Origin of the sequence: Xanthomonas hortorum pv. pelargonii (assembly GCF_024499015.1) — a bacterium.
Classification (GTDB): Bacteria; Pseudomonadota; Gammaproteobacteria; order Xanthomonadales; family Xanthomonadaceae; genus Xanthomonas; species Xanthomonas hortorum_B.
This window is the reverse complement of the sequence record NZ_CP098604.1, coordinates 732,930-747,922: the sequence shown is the minus strand read 5'-3', so window position 1 is coordinate 747,922 and position 14,993 is coordinate 732,930. Positions and strand designations below refer to the sequence as shown.

At 65.3% G+C, this 14,993-nt stretch carries 15 protein-coding genes and 1 pseudogene; 2 read left to right on the top strand and 14 right to left on the bottom strand.

The window, feature by feature from the left end; translation table 11 throughout:
* The first annotated feature begins 66 nt into the window (after positions 1-66).
* Positions 67-774, top strand: coding sequence for a DUF998 domain-containing protein (locus tag NDY25_RS03280; protein WP_168958360.1), 708 nt, complete (start codon positions 67-69; stop codon positions 772-774).
* Between the two features lie 10 nt (positions 775-784).
* Positions 785-1,132 (top strand): RidA family protein, encoded by a 348-nt coding sequence (locus NDY25_RS03275; protein ID WP_168958361.1) that lies wholly within the window; start codon positions 785-787, stop codon positions 1,130-1,132.
* 245 nt (positions 1,133-1,377) lie between these two features.
* On the opposite strand, the gene NDY25_RS03270 is transcribed toward NDY25_RS03275, so the two are convergent.
* The 14 genes and pseudogenes from NDY25_RS03270 to metG all read right to left on the bottom strand — a co-directional run bounded on the left by NDY25_RS03270 (position 1,378) and on the right by metG (position 14,801).
* Positions 1,378-2,448 (bottom strand): SAM-dependent methyltransferase, encoded by a 1,071-nt coding sequence (locus NDY25_RS03270; protein WP_256627767.1) that lies wholly within the window; start codon positions 2,446-2,448, stop codon positions 1,378-1,380.
* 17 nt (positions 2,449-2,465) lie between these two features.
* Complete coding sequence (locus tag NDY25_RS03265) at positions 2,466-3,248, bottom strand: DUF1295 domain-containing protein (RefSeq protein ID WP_168958363.1); 783 nt, start codon at positions 3,246-3,248, stop codon at positions 2,466-2,468.
* Positions 3,245-3,790 (bottom strand): DUF2878 domain-containing protein, encoded by a 546-nt coding sequence (locus tag NDY25_RS03260; protein ID WP_168958364.1) that lies wholly within the window; start codon positions 3,788-3,790, stop codon positions 3,245-3,247. The genes NDY25_RS03265 and NDY25_RS03260 overlap by 4 nt, the downstream gene beginning before the upstream one ends.
* On the bottom strand, positions 3,787-5,082 hold the full coding sequence (locus NDY25_RS03255; protein WP_168958365.1) for an SAM-dependent methyltransferase: 1,296 nt from the start codon (positions 5,080-5,082) through the stop codon (positions 3,787-3,789). Before NDY25_RS03255 ends, NDY25_RS03260 begins: the two co-directional genes overlap by 4 nt.
* Positions 5,079-5,957 carry a DUF1365 domain-containing protein gene (locus NDY25_RS03250; RefSeq protein ID WP_168958366.1) on the bottom strand — a complete coding sequence of 293 codons (879 nt, stop codon included), beginning with the start codon at positions 5,955-5,957 and terminating at the stop codon, positions 5,079-5,081. The genes NDY25_RS03255 and NDY25_RS03250 overlap by 4 nt, the downstream gene beginning before the upstream one ends.
* On the bottom strand, positions 5,957-7,207 hold the full coding sequence (locus NDY25_RS03245; protein WP_168958367.1) for an NAD(P)/FAD-dependent oxidoreductase: 1,251 nt from the start codon (positions 7,205-7,207) through the stop codon (positions 5,957-5,959). Before NDY25_RS03245 ends, NDY25_RS03250 begins: the two co-directional genes overlap by 1 nt.
* Positions 7,204-8,202, bottom strand: coding sequence for an acyl-CoA desaturase (locus tag NDY25_RS03240; RefSeq protein WP_168958368.1), 999 nt, complete (start codon positions 8,200-8,202; stop codon positions 7,204-7,206). Before NDY25_RS03240 ends, NDY25_RS03245 begins: the two co-directional genes overlap by 4 nt.
* A gap of 223 nt (positions 8,203-8,425) precedes the next feature.
* Positions 8,426-9,263: pseudogene (locus NDY25_RS03235) on the bottom strand (anti-sigma factor).
* Entirely contained in the window at positions 9,260-9,823 is a 564-nt protein-coding gene (locus NDY25_RS03230; RefSeq protein ID WP_023903315.1) for a sigma-70 family RNA polymerase sigma factor, read from the bottom strand. Before NDY25_RS03230 ends, NDY25_RS03235 begins: the two are co-directional and overlap by 4 nt.
* A gap of 58 nt (positions 9,824-9,881) precedes the next feature.
* Positions 9,882-10,250 carry a DUF4345 domain-containing protein gene (locus NDY25_RS03225; protein WP_168958370.1) on the bottom strand — a complete coding sequence of 123 codons (369 nt, stop codon included), beginning with the start codon at positions 10,248-10,250 and terminating at the stop codon, positions 9,882-9,884.
* 85 nt (positions 10,251-10,335) lie between these two features.
* The gene (locus NDY25_RS03220; protein ID WP_104551260.1) at positions 10,336-11,121 is read right to left on the bottom strand and encodes a hypothetical protein; all 786 of its coding nucleotides are present in this window, start codon (positions 11,119-11,121) and stop codon (positions 10,336-10,338) included.
* A 117-nt stretch (positions 11,122-11,238) separates the two neighbouring features.
* Positions 11,239-11,670 carry an Rnf electron transport complex subunit RnfB gene (gene rnfB / locus NDY25_RS03215; RefSeq protein ID WP_168958371.1) on the bottom strand — a complete coding sequence of 144 codons (432 nt, stop codon included), beginning with the start codon at positions 11,668-11,670 and terminating at the stop codon, positions 11,239-11,241.
* Position 11,671: 1 nt separating this feature from the next.
* A complete protein-coding gene (locus NDY25_RS03210) occupies positions 11,672-12,262 on the bottom strand; it encodes an HAD family hydrolase (RefSeq protein ID WP_168958372.1) in 591 nt (196 codons plus the stop codon).
* Positions 12,263-12,710: 448 nt separating this feature from the next.
* The gene (gene metG, locus NDY25_RS03205; RefSeq protein ID WP_168958373.1) at positions 12,711-14,801 is read right to left on the bottom strand and encodes a methionine--tRNA ligase; all 2,091 of its coding nucleotides are present in this window, start codon (positions 14,799-14,801) and stop codon (positions 12,711-12,713) included.
* Positions 14,802-14,993: the final 192 nt, after the last annotated feature.

Sequence of the window (14,993 nt, the reverse complement as noted above, 5' to 3'; positions counted from 1 at the left end):
CCACGCGTAGGTGCCGTCGGGGAGCCGGATGGATCAGATGACAGTTGCAGGGGAGACAGGCTGTTGATGGGAAATGCATGCGATTACCGCGCTGCTGCGCAAACCCGGCGGCCATGTCCGCCACGCTGGAGCGGTTACGCCGGTGCGATCACCGCAGGGACGGGCGTGGCCTTCATCGCTCTGGTGGTGTTGCTGCAATGGCTGCGCGGCGATCTGGACTGGATCGATGCACAACTGAGTGCCTACCTGCACGGCGCTTACGGCTTGCTGCTGCGCACCGCCTATTGCCTGCTGGCCGCAGCCATGGCGTGGCTGGCGCTGGGCCTGTACGCGGCGCTGGCGCGGGTCGCATGCAGTCGCACGGTGGTGGGCTTGTTCTGCATGGCGGCAGTAGGTCTGAGCGCGGTGGCGATCGGCGACAGCTGGATGCCGGTGCTCGCACCCGACGTGGCGACGATGGTGCATCTGTTGTCGGCCAATACCGCATTTCTGTGCGTAATTGCAGCGATATTGCTGCAATCCTGGTATTTCCGTCGTGATCGTTGGTGGCGGCAGCACCTCGTGCCGGCATTCGGTCTGGGCTTGGTGGCATTTGCGCTGTTGTTGTTCCACGTCAGCGTCACCAGCGCGCCGCCGGGCATCAGCCAGAAGAGTGCCATCGTGGCGATCGTGTCCTGGATGGTGCTGGTGGGGCGGTGGCTGGCGTGCGACGTACGTGCGCAGGCTGCATGTTTGCCGCATTCGCGGGACAATGCCCGGGTCAATCAACCGTAGGAAGTCTGAAATGGTGCAGCGATTCGATACAGGTCCGCGGATGTCCGAAATGGCCGTGCATGGCGGCGTGTGCTATCTGGCCGGCCAGATTGCCGAGGACACCAGCGAAGACATCACCGGGCAGACCCGCCAGGTGCTGGGCGAAATCGACAAATTGCTGGCGCAGGCGGCCAGCGACAAGACCAAGGTCCTGCGTGCGGAAATCTTCCTGGCCGACATCGCCGATTTCGATGGCATGAACAAGGCCTGGGACGAGTGGGTGCCGCATGGCTTTACGCCCGCACGCGCCACCGTCGAAGCCAAACTGGCGCGGCCGGAGTGGAAGGTGGAAATCGTGATCACCGCTGCGGCGGGCTGAGTCGCCTGGCGGCGCGCGGATCGCCGAGCGATCGCGCGCTGCGACCCTATGATCTGCAACATTGCAGCTGCCTCAGCAGCCAGTTGCGAAAACCTGCTTGCGTGCCGAGCTGGCATTGCCAGCCAACGCGCTGATCTGCGTGCCAGCGTTGTTGAAGAGCCGAATTGAAGCCGACACATCGCGGCCATCAGCTGGCCGCGATGTCGTCTTGAAGCGCGCTCCTGCGTCGATCAGCCTTGCTTCGATCAACGCTTGATGAAGCGATAGTGCGCCACGCCCCATTCGCGGCCCTGGTCGTAACCGAACAGCTCCGCACACGCCAGCCAGAACATCCGCCAGCGCTGCCACCAGCGCTGCGCATCGTCGCCGTAGGTCTGCTTCAGCAGCGGCATGATCTGCTCGCGGTGGCGGTCCTGATTCTCCAGCCAGGCATTGGCGGTCTTTTCGTAATGCTCGCCCGACAGCACCCAACGCTGTTCGATCACGACATCCTGCTGGAAATGCAGCAAGGTGTCGGTGGCCGGCATCAGCCCGCCGGTGAAAAAGTGCCGCCCCATCCAGTTATCTTCGCCGGCCACTTCGAACGGGTAGGCCAGATCGCGATGGCAGAAGACATGCACGAACAGCTTGCCGCCCGGCGCCAGCCGGCTGCCGACGCGCGTCAGCAGCTCGCGGTAATTGCGCATGTGCTCGAACATTTCCACCGACACCACACGGTCGAAATTGCCCGGCGGCAGCGCCAGCGCGTTGACGTCGGCAGTGATGACCTGCACGTTGCTCAAGCCGCGTACGCGGCACTGTTCCAGAATATGCGCGCGCTGCGGGCGTGAGTTGGACACCGCGGTGATGGTGGCGCCGGGATAGCGTTCGGCCATCCACACGGTCAGCGAGCCCCAGCCGCAGCCCAGTTCCAGAATGCGCTGGCCGTCGGTCAGCTCGGCACGCTCGCCGTACAGCGCCAGCATGCGTTCTTCGGCGGCATCCAGATCCGGCGTGGTCGCGTCCCAATAGCAGCTGCTGTATTTGAGCCGGCGCCCCAGGCACAGGGTGAAGAACTGCGGCGGCAACTCGTAGTGCTGGCGATTGGCGGCATCGGTTTCGATCGCGATCGCACTGGCACGCAGGCTGTCGATAAACGCGCGTTGACGTTCGCCGCTGGCATCGGCGCCGTCGCCGCGCTCATCGCGCAAGCGCTGCGCGCACAGTCGGCGGATGCCGTAGCGTAGCGCGGCATCGGGCAGCAGGCCGGATTCGGCCAGCCGGGTGGCGAAGGATTCTTCGGGCAGCGAGGAGGGCGGGATGGTAACGGTAGACATACGACTCTCCAGGCGACTCAGGACGAAGGGGGAAACGGAAAAAATGCGCTGGTGCTGCGTTGGTACTGCGCATAGTCCTCACCACGCGAGCGCAGCGCCTGTTGCTCGGTGTAGGGAATGCCGGTGAAGCGATACAAAAACACGAACATCACCACCGGCCCGAGCGCGGCCAAGGCAAGCGGCCACGGCCCGGCACCGACGGCCAGCGCCAGATAGGCGAACCAATGCACGAACTCGAAAAAATAATTGGGATGGCGCGAATACCGCCACAGCCCACTGCGGCAGGTGACGCCGCGATTGGCCGGGTTGGCCTTGTGCGCAGACAGTTGCCGGTCCGCCAGCGCTTCGCCGCCGACCGCGATCAACCACACCGCAATCGCCAACGTGCTCCACACGCTCCAGGCCGGATGCGGGTTGCTGGCAGCGGCCAGAAACGGTACCGAAAACAGCACCACCACCACCGCTTGCGCCAGGAAAAAGCCGAGGAATTTGCGCTGGTCGCCATTCCAGTGTTCGCGCAGTGCGCGATAGCGGCCATCCTCGTGCGGGTCGCCGAACACGCGTACGCCCAGATGCAGCGCCAGGCGTGCACCCCACACGCCTCCGAGCACGGCCACCAGCACGCGCGATAGCAGCGCGCCATCGGACATCCACGCGCAATACGGTGCAGCGACGGCCAGGCACGCGGCCCACAGCACATCCACCGGGCCGGCATTGCCGCTGCGGCGTTGCCACAGCCAGCCGATCACCATCACCACGCTCGCAAACACGCCTACATGCAGCAGTGGCCAGACAGTCATTGCAGTTCTCCAGTGATGTGCTCAGGCGATGGTCGCGCCAGGCGGCGTGCATACAGCGACAACACGCCGCAGGCCACGCCCCAACCGATGCCGACCGCAACCACTGCGTGTAGCTGTGGCGGCTGAAATTCCACCGCATGCCAGCTGCGCTGCGCCAACCAATACGAGAACGGCCCGAAGATGGCGCCCAGCAACACCGCCAGCCACGGCCGTTGCGTCACCGTTGCCAACGAATGATTGAGGGTGAGCGCAAAGCCCAGCCACAACGCCAGAATCCACGGCGGTGCCAACGGCGTGCCCGGCCACGGTGCGGCGTAACGCACCCAACCACCAGCAGCCAGCGTGGTATCCAGCAGCAGGCCCAACGACAACGCAGCGAGCAACAATCGAGGATCGCCTGGCGCGCGCCGCGACGGCCATAGCTGATACAGCGCAAACAGCGCCAACACCAGCAGTGTCGGCCAGATGCGCGCCTGCGCGGCGGCGCTGACCGCCACCACCCAGAGCACCTGCAAGCCGAGATAGTTGCCGATCTGCTTCATGCGTCGGTGGCAAGGCCAGGCACGAACTGCGGCGGACGCGCGCCCGGCTTGCTCAGCCATAGATGCACATCGCCGATCGAGCGCTCCAAGAAACCGGCTTCGCAATAGGCCAGATAGAACTCCCACATGCGAATGAAGCGCTCGTCGTAGCCCAGCGCGCGCACCTGCGGCAGCTGCGCCATGAAGCGCTGCCGCCACGCACGCAGCGTCAACGCATAGCTCGGCCCGATGTCTTCGAGATTGAACAGGCGCAGATCGCTGGCGCGCGCGATGGCACCGGTCATCGCCGCCACCGAGGGAATGAAGCTGCCGGGGAAGATATGCCGCTTGATGAAGTCCACCGAGTGCAATGCCTGCGCATAGCGATGGTCTTCGATGGTGATGGCCTGGATCAGCGCCTCGCCATCGTCGGCAAGCAAGCTGCCGACCTTGGCGAAATAGGTGTCCAGATACTGATGGCCGATCGCCTCGATCATCTCGATCGACACCACCCGGTCGTAGCGGCCGTCCAGATCGCGATAGTCGCGCAGCAACACCGTCACACGATCGCTCAAACCGGCTGCAGCGATGCGTTGGGTTGCCAGATCGAACTGTTCGCGCGAGATGGTGGTGGTGGTGACGCGGCAGCCGTGCTCGCGCGCGGCATGCAGGGCAAAGCCACCCCAGCCGGTGCCGATTTCCACCACATGGTGCTGCGGGCCGAGCCGCAGTTTCTGGCAGATGCGTTCGAGCTTGCGCGTGGCGGCGCGCTCCAGTGCCGCTTCGCCTTGCGCCTCTTCGCCATCGACGAAGATCGCCGACGAATACATCAGGTTTTCATCGAGAAACAGGCTGAATAACGGATTGCCCAGGTCGTAATGCGCGGCGATATTGCGCCGGCTGCCGCTGCGGGTATTGCGCGCAAAGGTGTGCAGGCTGCGCATCGCCCAGCCGCCCAGCCGTGCGGTGCCGGTTTCCATCGCATCCAGGCGGTCGCGATTGCGCAACAGCAGGCGCATCAGGCCGACCAGGTCGTCGCACTGCCATTGCCCATCCATGTACGACTCGCCGGCACCGACGCTGCCATTGAGCGCGGCCTGCCGATAGAAGCCCGGATCGGTGACGCGCAATTGCAGTTGCAAGGCATCCGCGCCGCTGGCGTTGCCGAGGGTGGTGATGCCATCGGCCTCGTGCAGCTGCAATTGCCCATCGCGCAGGTCGCCGAGCGTGGCCAGCAGGCGCTTGCGCAACAGACGATCCGTCCAGGAAGCTGCGCGCGGGGCAGTGGCGTCGGGCAGGGACGTGGCGTTCATCGGCGTTCTCGCACAGGCGGATGGGGGGTGTCGTGCACAGGGTTGCCGCGCAGCCACAGGCGCAAGGCCTGCCAATGGATGGCGACCACCACCTGCACGGTCATCAAGGGGTAGGCCAGCAGCGTGCGCGCCAGGGTGCGCGCGGTCAGCGGCTGGCGCTGCAGCACCAGGGTGGCGTCGAAACGGCGGGCGCCACTGTCGTTGCCTGCTGCGTCGGCATCGGGTGCATCCAGCACCTCCATATGCACGCGCAATTGCGCGTCCGGCACGCTGAAACGCCAGTCGTACTGGTGCTGCATGCCCATGAAGGGCGAGACGTGGAAGCGCTTGTCGAAGCGCCAGGCATGCACGTCGCGGTGCGTGCGCGCCTGCGCCACCGGCAGTACGTAGGTGTGGCGCTGCTGCCAGGGCGTGTTGGTGATTTCCGCAACGATCCAGCGCAGGCCGTCGTGACGATCGAAGCAGTAGTAGAAGCTGACCGGATTGAACACATGGCCGAAGTAGCGCAGATGCGTGAGCAGGCGGATCGCGCCGTCGGGGCGCTCGCCGGTGTGGGTCTGCACGCAATCGCGCACGGCTTCATCCAGTGGAATAGTTGGGTCGCCGAGATAATCGCTGCGGCGGAACTGCGCCAGGTTGGCGCGCCCCACCGACCACAGCCAACGCTGCGCAAACACCCGATCCAGTTCGGACAGATCCAGATACATCAAAAACAGCTTGTAGCGGAAATCCAGCGGTTTCGGCGCAAACCGGCGGTGCCGCACCCAACCGGTATAGAGCGCGCTGCGCAACGGGGCCGCCACGCTGCCGGCGCCACTGCCCTCGGTCGGGGGCAACGGCACCGCATCGGTGCTGGCTTCGCGCAGCAGCTGCATCACCACGGCACTCCCAGGCCGTGCGCCACATCCACACCGCTGCGCAGGCCGTCTTCGTGGAAGCCGAAGCCCCATGCCGCACCGGCAAACCAGGTGTGCTGCACGCCTTGGATGTCGGCCTTGCGCGTCTGTGCAGCGAGTGCTGCCGCGTTCTGCACCGGGTGGCGATAGCGCATGCGCCGCAACACCTTATCCGGGTCGATGTCGTGGTCGCGATTGAGGCTGACGATGAATGGCTGCGGCGCTTCGATCGACTGCAGCGCGTTCATCCAGTAACTCACCGTGCACGGCGCCTGCGGGTCGGCTGGCACATGCGCGTTCCATGCCGCCCAGGCGCGGCGATCGCGCGGCAACACACGCGCATCGGTATGCAGCACGGTGTCGTTGTTCTGGTAGGTGATGCCGCCCAGGATCTGCTGCTCGGCAGGGGTGGAGTCGCTGAGCAACGCCAATGCATCGTCGGCGTGACAAGCCAGGACCACGTCGTTGAAATGTTCTTCGCCGCGCAGCGAGCTGAGCACCACACCGTTGCCGACGCGCCGGATCGCATGCACCGGGGTGGACAACCGCTCCAGCACCTGCCAGCGCCGCCGCAGCGCGCGCACATAGCTGTTGGATCCGCCACGCACCACCTGCCACTGCGGCCGCCCGCCGAGTTGCAGCATGTGGTGGTTGGCCATGAAGCCGATCAGCTGGCCCATCGGAAATTCCAGGATGCGCTGCGAGGGCGATGACCACAGCGCCGAGGCCATGGGCACCAGATGCTGGTCGCGAAACGCCGCCGAGTAGCCATGCCGCTGCAGATACTCGCCCAGCGTGCTGAACTGCTCGTCGCTGTGCAGCACCGCCGGTGCCTGGCGATAGAAGCGGCGCAGATCGGACAACATGTCCCAGAAGCGCGGGCTGAGCAGATTGCGGCGCTGGCAGAACAGCCCGCCCAGGCTGCCGGCGTTGTATTCGAGCCCGCTGCGCGCATCGTGCACGGAGAAGCTCATCGTGGTCGGCTGCGCGGCCACGTCCAGCTCGGCGAACATGCGCGTGAGCAACGGATAGTGCTGCGGATTGAACACGATGAAGCCGCTGTCCACCGCGTAGCGCTGGCCTTCCAGCTGGATGTCGTGCGTGTGCGTATGCCCGCCGAGATAATCGGCGGCCTCGAACAGAGTGACTTCATAGCGCCGCGACAACAGCCACGCCGCGCCCAGGCCGGCGATGCCACTGCCGACCACGGCAATCCTGCCCTCGCTCATCGGCGCACCCGCTCGGCACGCTGCGTGAGCAGCTTCGGCATCGGCTTGAGGTCCCACACCAGCCCCACCCACGACATCGCCGTAAGGCCGTACCAGGTCATGTCGTACTCCCACCAGCGCAGGCCTTGGCGCGCCGAGCCGGGGAAGAAGTGGTGATTGTTGTGCCAGCCTTCGCCGAAGGTGAGCAGCGCCAGCAGCCAGTTGTTGCGGCTGTCGTCGCGGGTATCGAAGCGCCGGCTGCCGAAGCGATGCGCCAGCGAGTTGATGGTGAAGGTGGCATGGAACAAGGCCACCGTGGAGATCACAAAGCCCCATACCAGCAACTGCGCGCCACTGGTCTTCAGCGCGGGCGCGGCAGTGGCCAGCCAGTCGCCGAGCAGGTACAACCCCAGCGCCAGCAGCACCGGCATCACGATGTCGAAGCGGTCCAGGAAGCGCAGCTCGGCAAAGCGACGCAGATCGGGAATGACTTCCCAATCGGTGCGGAAATTGCGCGGGGTCAGGAACCAGCCGGTATGGCTCCACCAGAAGCCGTGTTGCGCCGGAGAATGCGGGTCGCGGCCGGTGTCGGTATGCCGATGATGATTGCGATGGTGCGCGGCCCACCACAGCGGCCCGCGTTGCACGCAGGTAGCGCCGATCGCGGCGAACACGAACTGCAACACGCGCGAGGTCTTGAAGGCGCGGTGCGAGAAATAGCGATGATAGAAACCGGTCAGCGCGAACATGCGCAGCGCATACAGCGCCACCGCCATGCCCACCGCAAACCAGGACGCGCCCACCCAGATCACCGACAGGCAGGCCAGGTGCAGGGCGATGAAGGGAATGGCGCGCAACCAGTCGATGCGGTCTGCGCGCGCTTCGTCCAGCGGTTCGTCGGTCTGCGAATCCACCCAGCGGCGCAGGCTGCCGATACGCATTGCCAACCAGCCACGGGGATGTGGGCTGGTGGGCTGAGGCGTTGCAGCGTTGGGGTCGACTCCGGTACTCGGCACGCGTGGTTCTCCGTCGTTGGTCGTGACCCTTTACGAACGCTGCCGGCAAACAGATGCACCAGCGCGCATGATCGTCGCATGCCTGTGTAAGGTTCGTCTGATCACACTGATAATTCGCGCAATCGCGCACACAATTGACCACACGCCGTATCGCTGGCGCGCATGAGGTCGTTCGTGAAACGAGCTTGCCTGCGAGAGCCTCGCAGGCAAGCTCACCGCCGGATCAGGGCGCCATTGCCAGCGTGCTGATGCCGCCCTTGGCCACCACAGTACCGGTGGGGATGCCACCCGGCGCACCGCCCAGTGGTTCCAGGGTGACGGCCAACAGAGCCTCGTTGCTTAGCATGGGCATCAGCTGATCGGGGATCTGCGCGCGGCGTGCGCGTTGATCGTCGAACGTGCCCATCGAATGCGGCTTGCCGTCTGCGGTGATCAACCAAAGTTCGGGCACCTTGTCGGCGGTGGCGGTGCGATCCAGCGGCGTCACCGTGATGGTGTGCTTGTCGGCATCCATCAAGGCCACGTAGCCCGGCCGGCCGTCTTCGGTCGCCAACGTGGCGGTCATCGCGATGCCGGTGGCAGGCGGGGTGGCCGGGATTGCTGGAGTCGTGACCGGCGGTGCCTGTACCACCGGGCCAGTGACTGGCGGCTGCACCGGTGCGGGCGGCGTGTTAACGTTCAACAAGGCCAGCACGCACACTGCAGCAGTTGCCAAGCCACCGGCACTGGCCCAGCGCCAGAAGCGCACGCTGTTCCACAGTGGCGTGGCCGATGTGGTGGTGCTTGGTCGATGCTGCCGCCACTGCGCGCAATGGCGTATCGAAGCCCAGCGTCTGGCGGATGCGCGGCCAGAGTTGATCGGACGGGGTCACCGCCGCGATTTCGTCCAGCAGCGGCATCAGATGTTGCTGCCATTGCAGGACGGCCTGATCGAACTGGCTGTCGGTGGCGATGCGTTGTTCGGCCGCCAGGCGCTCGTCGGCGCCCAGCAGGCCCAGCACGTATTCGCCGGCAAGCACGTCGCGCGGCGGTTCCTGGTCGATGGGGAATGGCGTGCTCATCGTTCCAGACATGCCTTGAGTTTGGCCAGGCCACGACGGATCCAGCTCTTGACCGTGCCGATCGGCGTGTCGGTGCGCGCCGCCAGTTCTTCGTAGGTGATGCCATCGAAGAACGCGGTGCGGATCAACTCGCTGCGCGGCGGTTCGAGTTCGGCCAGGCAATGGTCGATGCGGTGGCGCGTGCTGGCGCGCTCGGTGCGCTCCAGCGGTGAGGCATCGCTGGCACGCAGGTCGCCGGCATCGTCCAGGGTCACGTTGCGGCGCTGCGGTGCGTTGGCGCGCAGATGGTCGATCGCCTTGTTGCGCGCAATCATCGCCAGCCACGTCAGCCCGCGTGCACGCGCCGGATCGAACTGCCCGGCCTTGTGCCAGATCAGCGTGAACACGTCCTGCAGCACTTCTTCGGCTTCGGCGCGTTGCGGAATCATGCGCAGGCACACCCCGAACAGCTTGGCCGAGGTCTGCCGGTACAGCGCTTCGAAAGCATGCCGGTCGCCGCCCGCAGTTGCGGTGAGCAGGCGTCCGGTTTCATCGTCGTCGTGGCCAGGAATGGCACTCATGCGGTCGGGCGTTGAGTAAGGTGGCGCCGATCCTACCGGACTGGCTACAGCGTGTCTTTCACTTGTGCCGGAACCACAGCAGCACAGCGGCGAGCAGCAACAGGATTTCCACGCCTGCCAGCGCAACCGTCGGTGCAGAGACCGGCCACAGCCGCGAGAGCGCAACAGTGCGGAACAGCACGATCGGGACGTAGAAGGCAAGTGCCACCAGCAGCCCCGTGCGGGGTTGATCGATCCAGGCGAAGTAACCGAACAAAAACGCCATGCCCAACTGCAGGCCGCCGTAGATGACCAGGTATTCCGACTGCCCGGCCGGCGAAAGCTGGGTGTAACCGACCGCATTTGCGGTCTTGGCCGGTGAGAGCGTGCACCAGATCGCCAGGACGACGTAGAGCGCTGCGTTGATCCAGAGATAGGCCTTGGCCATGAGGATGTTCCTGCTTGGGGAATGGGTGCCCGGGCCGTTGTACGCAAGGGCGCGTGGTCGAACGTGAAGATGGCGCGTGTCTGGTTCACGGGGCGCTGCAGCGCTTGGCCAGCGGCTGCTCGCGTGCCTGGCGCAACTCGTCCGCACTGGCGGCACGCGCAGCAGTGTCCGGGAAAACGATGCGCACGTGCGGATAGCGGCCGCGCTCGTCGCGCAGGTTACCGACGCCGCGGAATTCGAGCAGACGCTTGTCGGCGATCGAGTAACGCACCTCCAGCGACGGCACCGCCGCGCCGTACCAGGCATCCAGGCTGAGCCGATAGCGACGCTGGCCGGCGCTGTCGCCGATCCGTTCGACCTTGAAGGCCAGCTGGCGCTGCAGACTCGGCAGCACGAAGTCGACGCGCTGCGTTGCGCTGGCGAGTGCGTCCCATTGGGTGCGCAGATAGGCATCGAAACCGGCATCGATGACGCGCGCGCCTTCGCTGGCCGGCAGCGCAGTGCGGCGTTCGGTCTTGCCGGGTTCCTGCTGAAACATCTCGCGCACGCCATCGCGTTGGCGCACGCCTTCGCGGTAGCCGTCGCGTCCATCGAGCAGGCTGAAGTTGGGCGAGGGGCCGCCGCCATCGACCAGTTTGCGCGCGAACGGGCGCCCGTCCGTGCAGCGATACAGCACCACCCGGCCGCCGTCGTCGAGCAGCCAGTGCGACTCGCGGTAACGCAGCGCGCCGCTGTCGCCATCGAAGGCATCGCCGTCCACACGGGTGACAGCTGCTGCGCTGAGCGGCGAACAGCCCAGCACCAGCAACAACAACGGCGGGATCGGCCGGCAGCGTGCGGCTAACGTGGCAAGGGCGGCGAATGGGCGCATCGGCGGATTCCTCGATGGGAGTACACACCAATACGAGCGCGTCCGCAGCACGGATGCGCCGGATGCGTCAGGACGTTCCTGACGGAAGGTAGGAGTTGGAGGCCTTTTGCGAGCCGTCTAGCCGATTGTGCGCAGCTCGATGCAATCCACCGGGCAGGCTGGCAGGCAGAGCTCGCAGCCGGTGCACAGCGGCGCGATCACCGTGTGCATGTGTTTGGCGCCGCCGACGATGGCATCCACCGGGCAGGCCTGGATGCATTTGGTGCAGCCGATGCAGTCGGCCTCCACGATCCACGCCACTTGCGGCGGCGTGTGGGTGCCACGGGTGCGGTCGTACGGGCGTGCAGGAACCTGCAGTGCGTGCGCCAGCGCGCGGGCACCGGCGTCGCCACCGGGCGGGCAATGATCGACGTCGGCTTTGCCGTCTGCCATCGCCTGCGCATACGGGCGACAGCCGTCGTAACCGCACTGGCCGCATTGGGTCTGCGGCAGCAGGCGGTCGAGACGTTCGACCAGATCGGGCGTGGAAGTGGGCGTTGCAATGGGCATGTCAGTGCAACAGATAGCCGCGATACCAGCGCCGCTGCGCCAGCGCCAGCATCGGTGTGTCTTCGCGGCTATCGCCATAGGCATGCACGCACTCGTACTGCGACAGGTCGTAGCGCAGGCGGATTTGCGTGGCCTTGTGCGGCCCGCAATCGCCATTGGCATAGCGCCCGCTCAACACGCCGGCGTGGTGTTCCAGCCGATTGCAGATCAACGACAGATCATGCTGCGCACACCACGGCTGCAGATACAGATCCAGCGACGCCGACACCAGCACCACTTCATGCCCCTGCGCCTGGTGCCAGTCGATGCGCTGCATCACGTTCGTGCGCAACATGCCAGGCAGATCGTTGCGTGCGTACGCCGCCCCGTGCATGGTCATTTCTTCCAGCGAACGAGTGCTGAAGACCAGGCGCGTGACGCGTGCGCGCAAGGCCTGCGCGGAGATCAACCCAACCCGATAGCCCAACACCCACGGACCCACCTGCCACTTCGCCGCAGCCAGCTGCGCCGGCGTTGCCACCTTGCGCAGGAAGCGCGCATAGGTGTCGCAGGTAGTGATGGTGTGATCGAAGTCGAACAGGGCGAGTTGCATGGGGCTGGGATTGGGGATTGGGGATTGGGTTAAAGACGCGGTGTTTTTCCTTCTCCCACCGGGAGAAGGTGCCCCGCAGGGGCGGATGAGGGTACGAGCGAAGCCACGTGCAGTTGGAGCCACACCAGGGCTTCGCACCGTACCCTCACCCCAACCCCTCTCCCGCAGGAGAGGGGCTTAGCCTCTTCCTTCTCCTACCGGGAGAAGGTGCCCCGCAGGGGCGGATGAGGGTACGGGCGAAGCCACGTGCAGTTGGAACGACACCAGGGCTTCGCACCGTACCCTCACCCCAACCCCTCTCCCGCAGGAGAGGGGCTTAGTCTCTTCCTTCTCCCACCGGGAGAAGGTGCCCCGTAGGGGCGGATGAGGGTACGGGCGAAGCACTCGTGTCAGGTCCCCCTCAACAATCAGGTCTCGCTTTTACGATTCCCGATTCCCGAATCCCGCCTCACCGAACCGGCATCCCCGGCAGCGCGCCACCATCGGCATCCAGCAACGCCAGCGCGCCGCCATCGAAGCCGGCCGACAAAATCATGCCTTCGCTGATGCCAAAGCGCATCTTGCGCGGCGCCAGGTTGGCGATGAACACCACGCTGCGGCCGACCAGCGTTTCCGGTTCGCCGTAGCTGGCGCGGATGCCCGAGAAGATCTGCCGCTTGCCCAGCTCGCCGGCGTCCAGTTCAAAGCGCAGCAGCTTGTCGGAGCCTTCCACGAATTCGCACACCAGCACCTTGCCGATGCGCAGATCGAGCTTGGCGAAATCGTCGATTCCGATGAGGCTGGGAGTGGGGATCGGGGATTCGGGATTCGCAGGCGCTGCCGGCTTTGCCTCGGCCTTGGACGGCGCGGGTTTGGCGGTGGTTGCGGCGGGTGCTGCTGCGGGTGCGGCTAGTGTGTCTTTTGAAGCGTCGGTCATGGCGTCGATCAGTTTGGGGTCGATACGGGTGAACAGGGCGGTGTAGGGCTGGATCGTGTGCGCGGTCAGCGGGCGCGCGACGTCTTCCCAACTGGTCATTGGTGCCGACAGGAAAGCCTCGGCCTCGGCGCAGGTGCGCGGCAGGATCGGCTTGAGTGCGGCGACCAGAATGCGGAACAGGTTCAAACCCTGCGTGCATACCGATTGCAGCTGCGCATCGGCACCTTCCTGCTTGGCGATCACCCATGGCTTGGTGTCGTCGATGTACTTGTTGGCCTCGTCGGCCAGCGCCATGGTCTGGCGGATCGCGCTGGCCGCGTCGTTGCGCTCATAGGCCTCGCGGATCGGCGCCAACGCGGCGACGAAGCGCTCGTATTGCGCCAGGTCGGGCAGGGTGTCGGCCAGCTTGCCGTCGAAGCGCTTGCCGATGAAGCCGGCGCAGCGGCTGGCCAGGTTGACGAACTTGCCGACCAGATCGGAGTTCACCCGCGTGACGAAATCGCCCAGATTCAGATCCAGATCATCCACGCCGCCAGAGGACTTGGCCGCGAAGTAATAGCGCAGCGCCTCCGGCTCCAGGCCCACATCCAGAAAGGTCCGCGCCATCACGAAGGTGCCGCGCGACTTGGACATCTTGGCGCCGTCCACCATCAGATAGCCGTTGACGTGCAGCCGGGTCGGCGCACGATGGCCGGTGCCGTGCAGCACCGCCGGCCAGAACAGGCCGTGGAAATTGACGATGTCCTTGCCGATGAAGTGATGCAGCTCGGTCTGCGTGCCGGCGACCAGATGCGCGTCGAAGTCTTCGCCCATCTGCGCGCACAGCGTCTTGAAGCTGCACAGATAGCCGATCGGCGCGTCCAGCCACACGTAGAAATACTTGCCCGGTTGGCCGGGAATCTGGAAGCCGAAGTACGGCGCATCGCGCGAGATGTCCCATGCGCGCAGGCCGCCTTCGGTATCCAGCCATTCCTTGAGCTTGGCCTTGACGCCGGGCAGCGCCACATCGCCGGCCAGCCACTCACGCAAAAAGCCGTCGAAATGGCCCACTTCGAAGAAGAAATGCTCCGAATCGCGCAGTTCGGGCGTGGCGCCGGAGATCACCGATTTGGGATCTTTCAGCTCGGTCGGGGCATAAGTGGCGCCGCAGACTTCGCAGTTGTCGCCGTATTGATCGGCGCTGCCGCAGTTGGGGCAGATGCCCTTGATATAGCGATCCGGCAGAAACATGCCTTTGGCCGGGTCGTAAAACTGTGCCACCGAGCGACGGCTGATGTGACCGGCGGCCTCGAGCTTGGTATAGAAGGCTTCGGTGAGCTCGCGATTGACCGGCGAATTGGTCGAGTCGTAATGATCGAAGGTCACCCCGAATGCGGCGAAATCGCGCTCATGGCTGGCCTGGATGTTGGCGATGAAGGCTTCCGGGGTCACGCCGGCCTTTTCGGCGGCGAGCATGATCGGCGTGCCATGGGTGTCGTCGGCGCAGACAAACCAGGTCTTATCGCCGCGCAGGCGGCGCGCGCGCACCCAGATGTCGGCCTGGATATAGCCGACCAGATGGCCAAGATGCAGCGGCCCGTTGGCGTAGGGCAGGGCGGTGGTGACGAGTGCGGTGCGGGTCATGGCAGGCGTAATGCGGGGGACGGGCGATTATCGCATTAGTCGGGAATGGGGATTCGGGAATCGGGAATCGGTCAAAGCAGGGTCAGGCGGCCGTGTTGTTGAGGCGCGCAGGCATTTGGCTGTCCATTGGGCGTCATTGGCTGGCGATCGTCGCCTGCCAGGTCTCGCCGCACAGATACGCGCGGATGGACA

Bases quoted from the DNA above. Each gene is read 5' to 3' on its own strand.
- NDY25_RS03225 (WP_168958370.1), bottom strand. From the start codon at position 10,250: ATGGCCAAGGCCTATCTCTGGATCAACGCAGCGCTCTACGTCGTCCTG.
- NDY25_RS03210 (WP_168958372.1), bottom strand. From the start codon at position 12,262: ATGCAACTCGCCCTGTTCGACTTCGATCACACCATCACTACCTGCGAC.
- NDY25_RS03250 (WP_168958366.1), bottom strand. From the start codon at position 5,957: ATGCAGCTGCTGCGCGAAGCCAGCACCGATGCGGTGCCGTTGCCCCCG.
- NDY25_RS03265 (WP_168958363.1), bottom strand. From the start codon at position 3,248: ATGACTGTCTGGCCACTGCTGCATGTAGGCGTGTTTGCGAGCGTGGTG.
- metG (WP_168958373.1), bottom strand. From the start codon at position 14,801: ATGACCCGCACCGCACTCGTCACCACCGCCCTGCCCTACGCCAACGGG.
- NDY25_RS03280 (WP_168958360.1), top strand. From the start codon at position 67: ATGGGAAATGCATGCGATTACCGCGCTGCTGCGCAAACCCGGCGGCCA.
- rnfB (WP_168958371.1), bottom strand. From the start codon at position 11,670: ATGCCCATTGCAACGCCCACTTCCACGCCCGATCTGGTCGAACGTCTC.
- NDY25_RS03230 (WP_023903315.1), bottom strand. From the start codon at position 9,823: ATGAGTGCCATTCCTGGCCACGACGACGATGAAACCGGACGCCTGCTC.
- NDY25_RS03275 (WP_168958361.1), top strand. From the start codon at position 785: ATGGTGCAGCGATTCGATACAGGTCCGCGGATGTCCGAAATGGCCGTG.
- NDY25_RS03245 (WP_168958367.1), bottom strand. From the start codon at position 7,207: ATGAGCGAGGGCAGGATTGCCGTGGTCGGCAGTGGCATCGCCGGCCTG.
- NDY25_RS03270 (WP_256627767.1), bottom strand. From the start codon at position 2,448: ATGTCTACCGTTACCATCCCGCCCTCCTCGCTGCCCGAAGAATCCTTC.
- NDY25_RS03255 (WP_168958365.1), bottom strand. From the start codon at position 5,082: ATGAACGCCACGTCCCTGCCCGACGCCACTGCCCCGCGCGCAGCTTCC.
- NDY25_RS03220 (WP_104551260.1), bottom strand. From the start codon at position 11,121: ATGCGCCCATTCGCCGCCCTTGCCACGTTAGCCGCACGCTGCCGGCCG.
- NDY25_RS03260 (WP_168958364.1), bottom strand. From the start codon at position 3,790: ATGAAGCAGATCGGCAACTATCTCGGCTTGCAGGTGCTCTGGGTGGTG.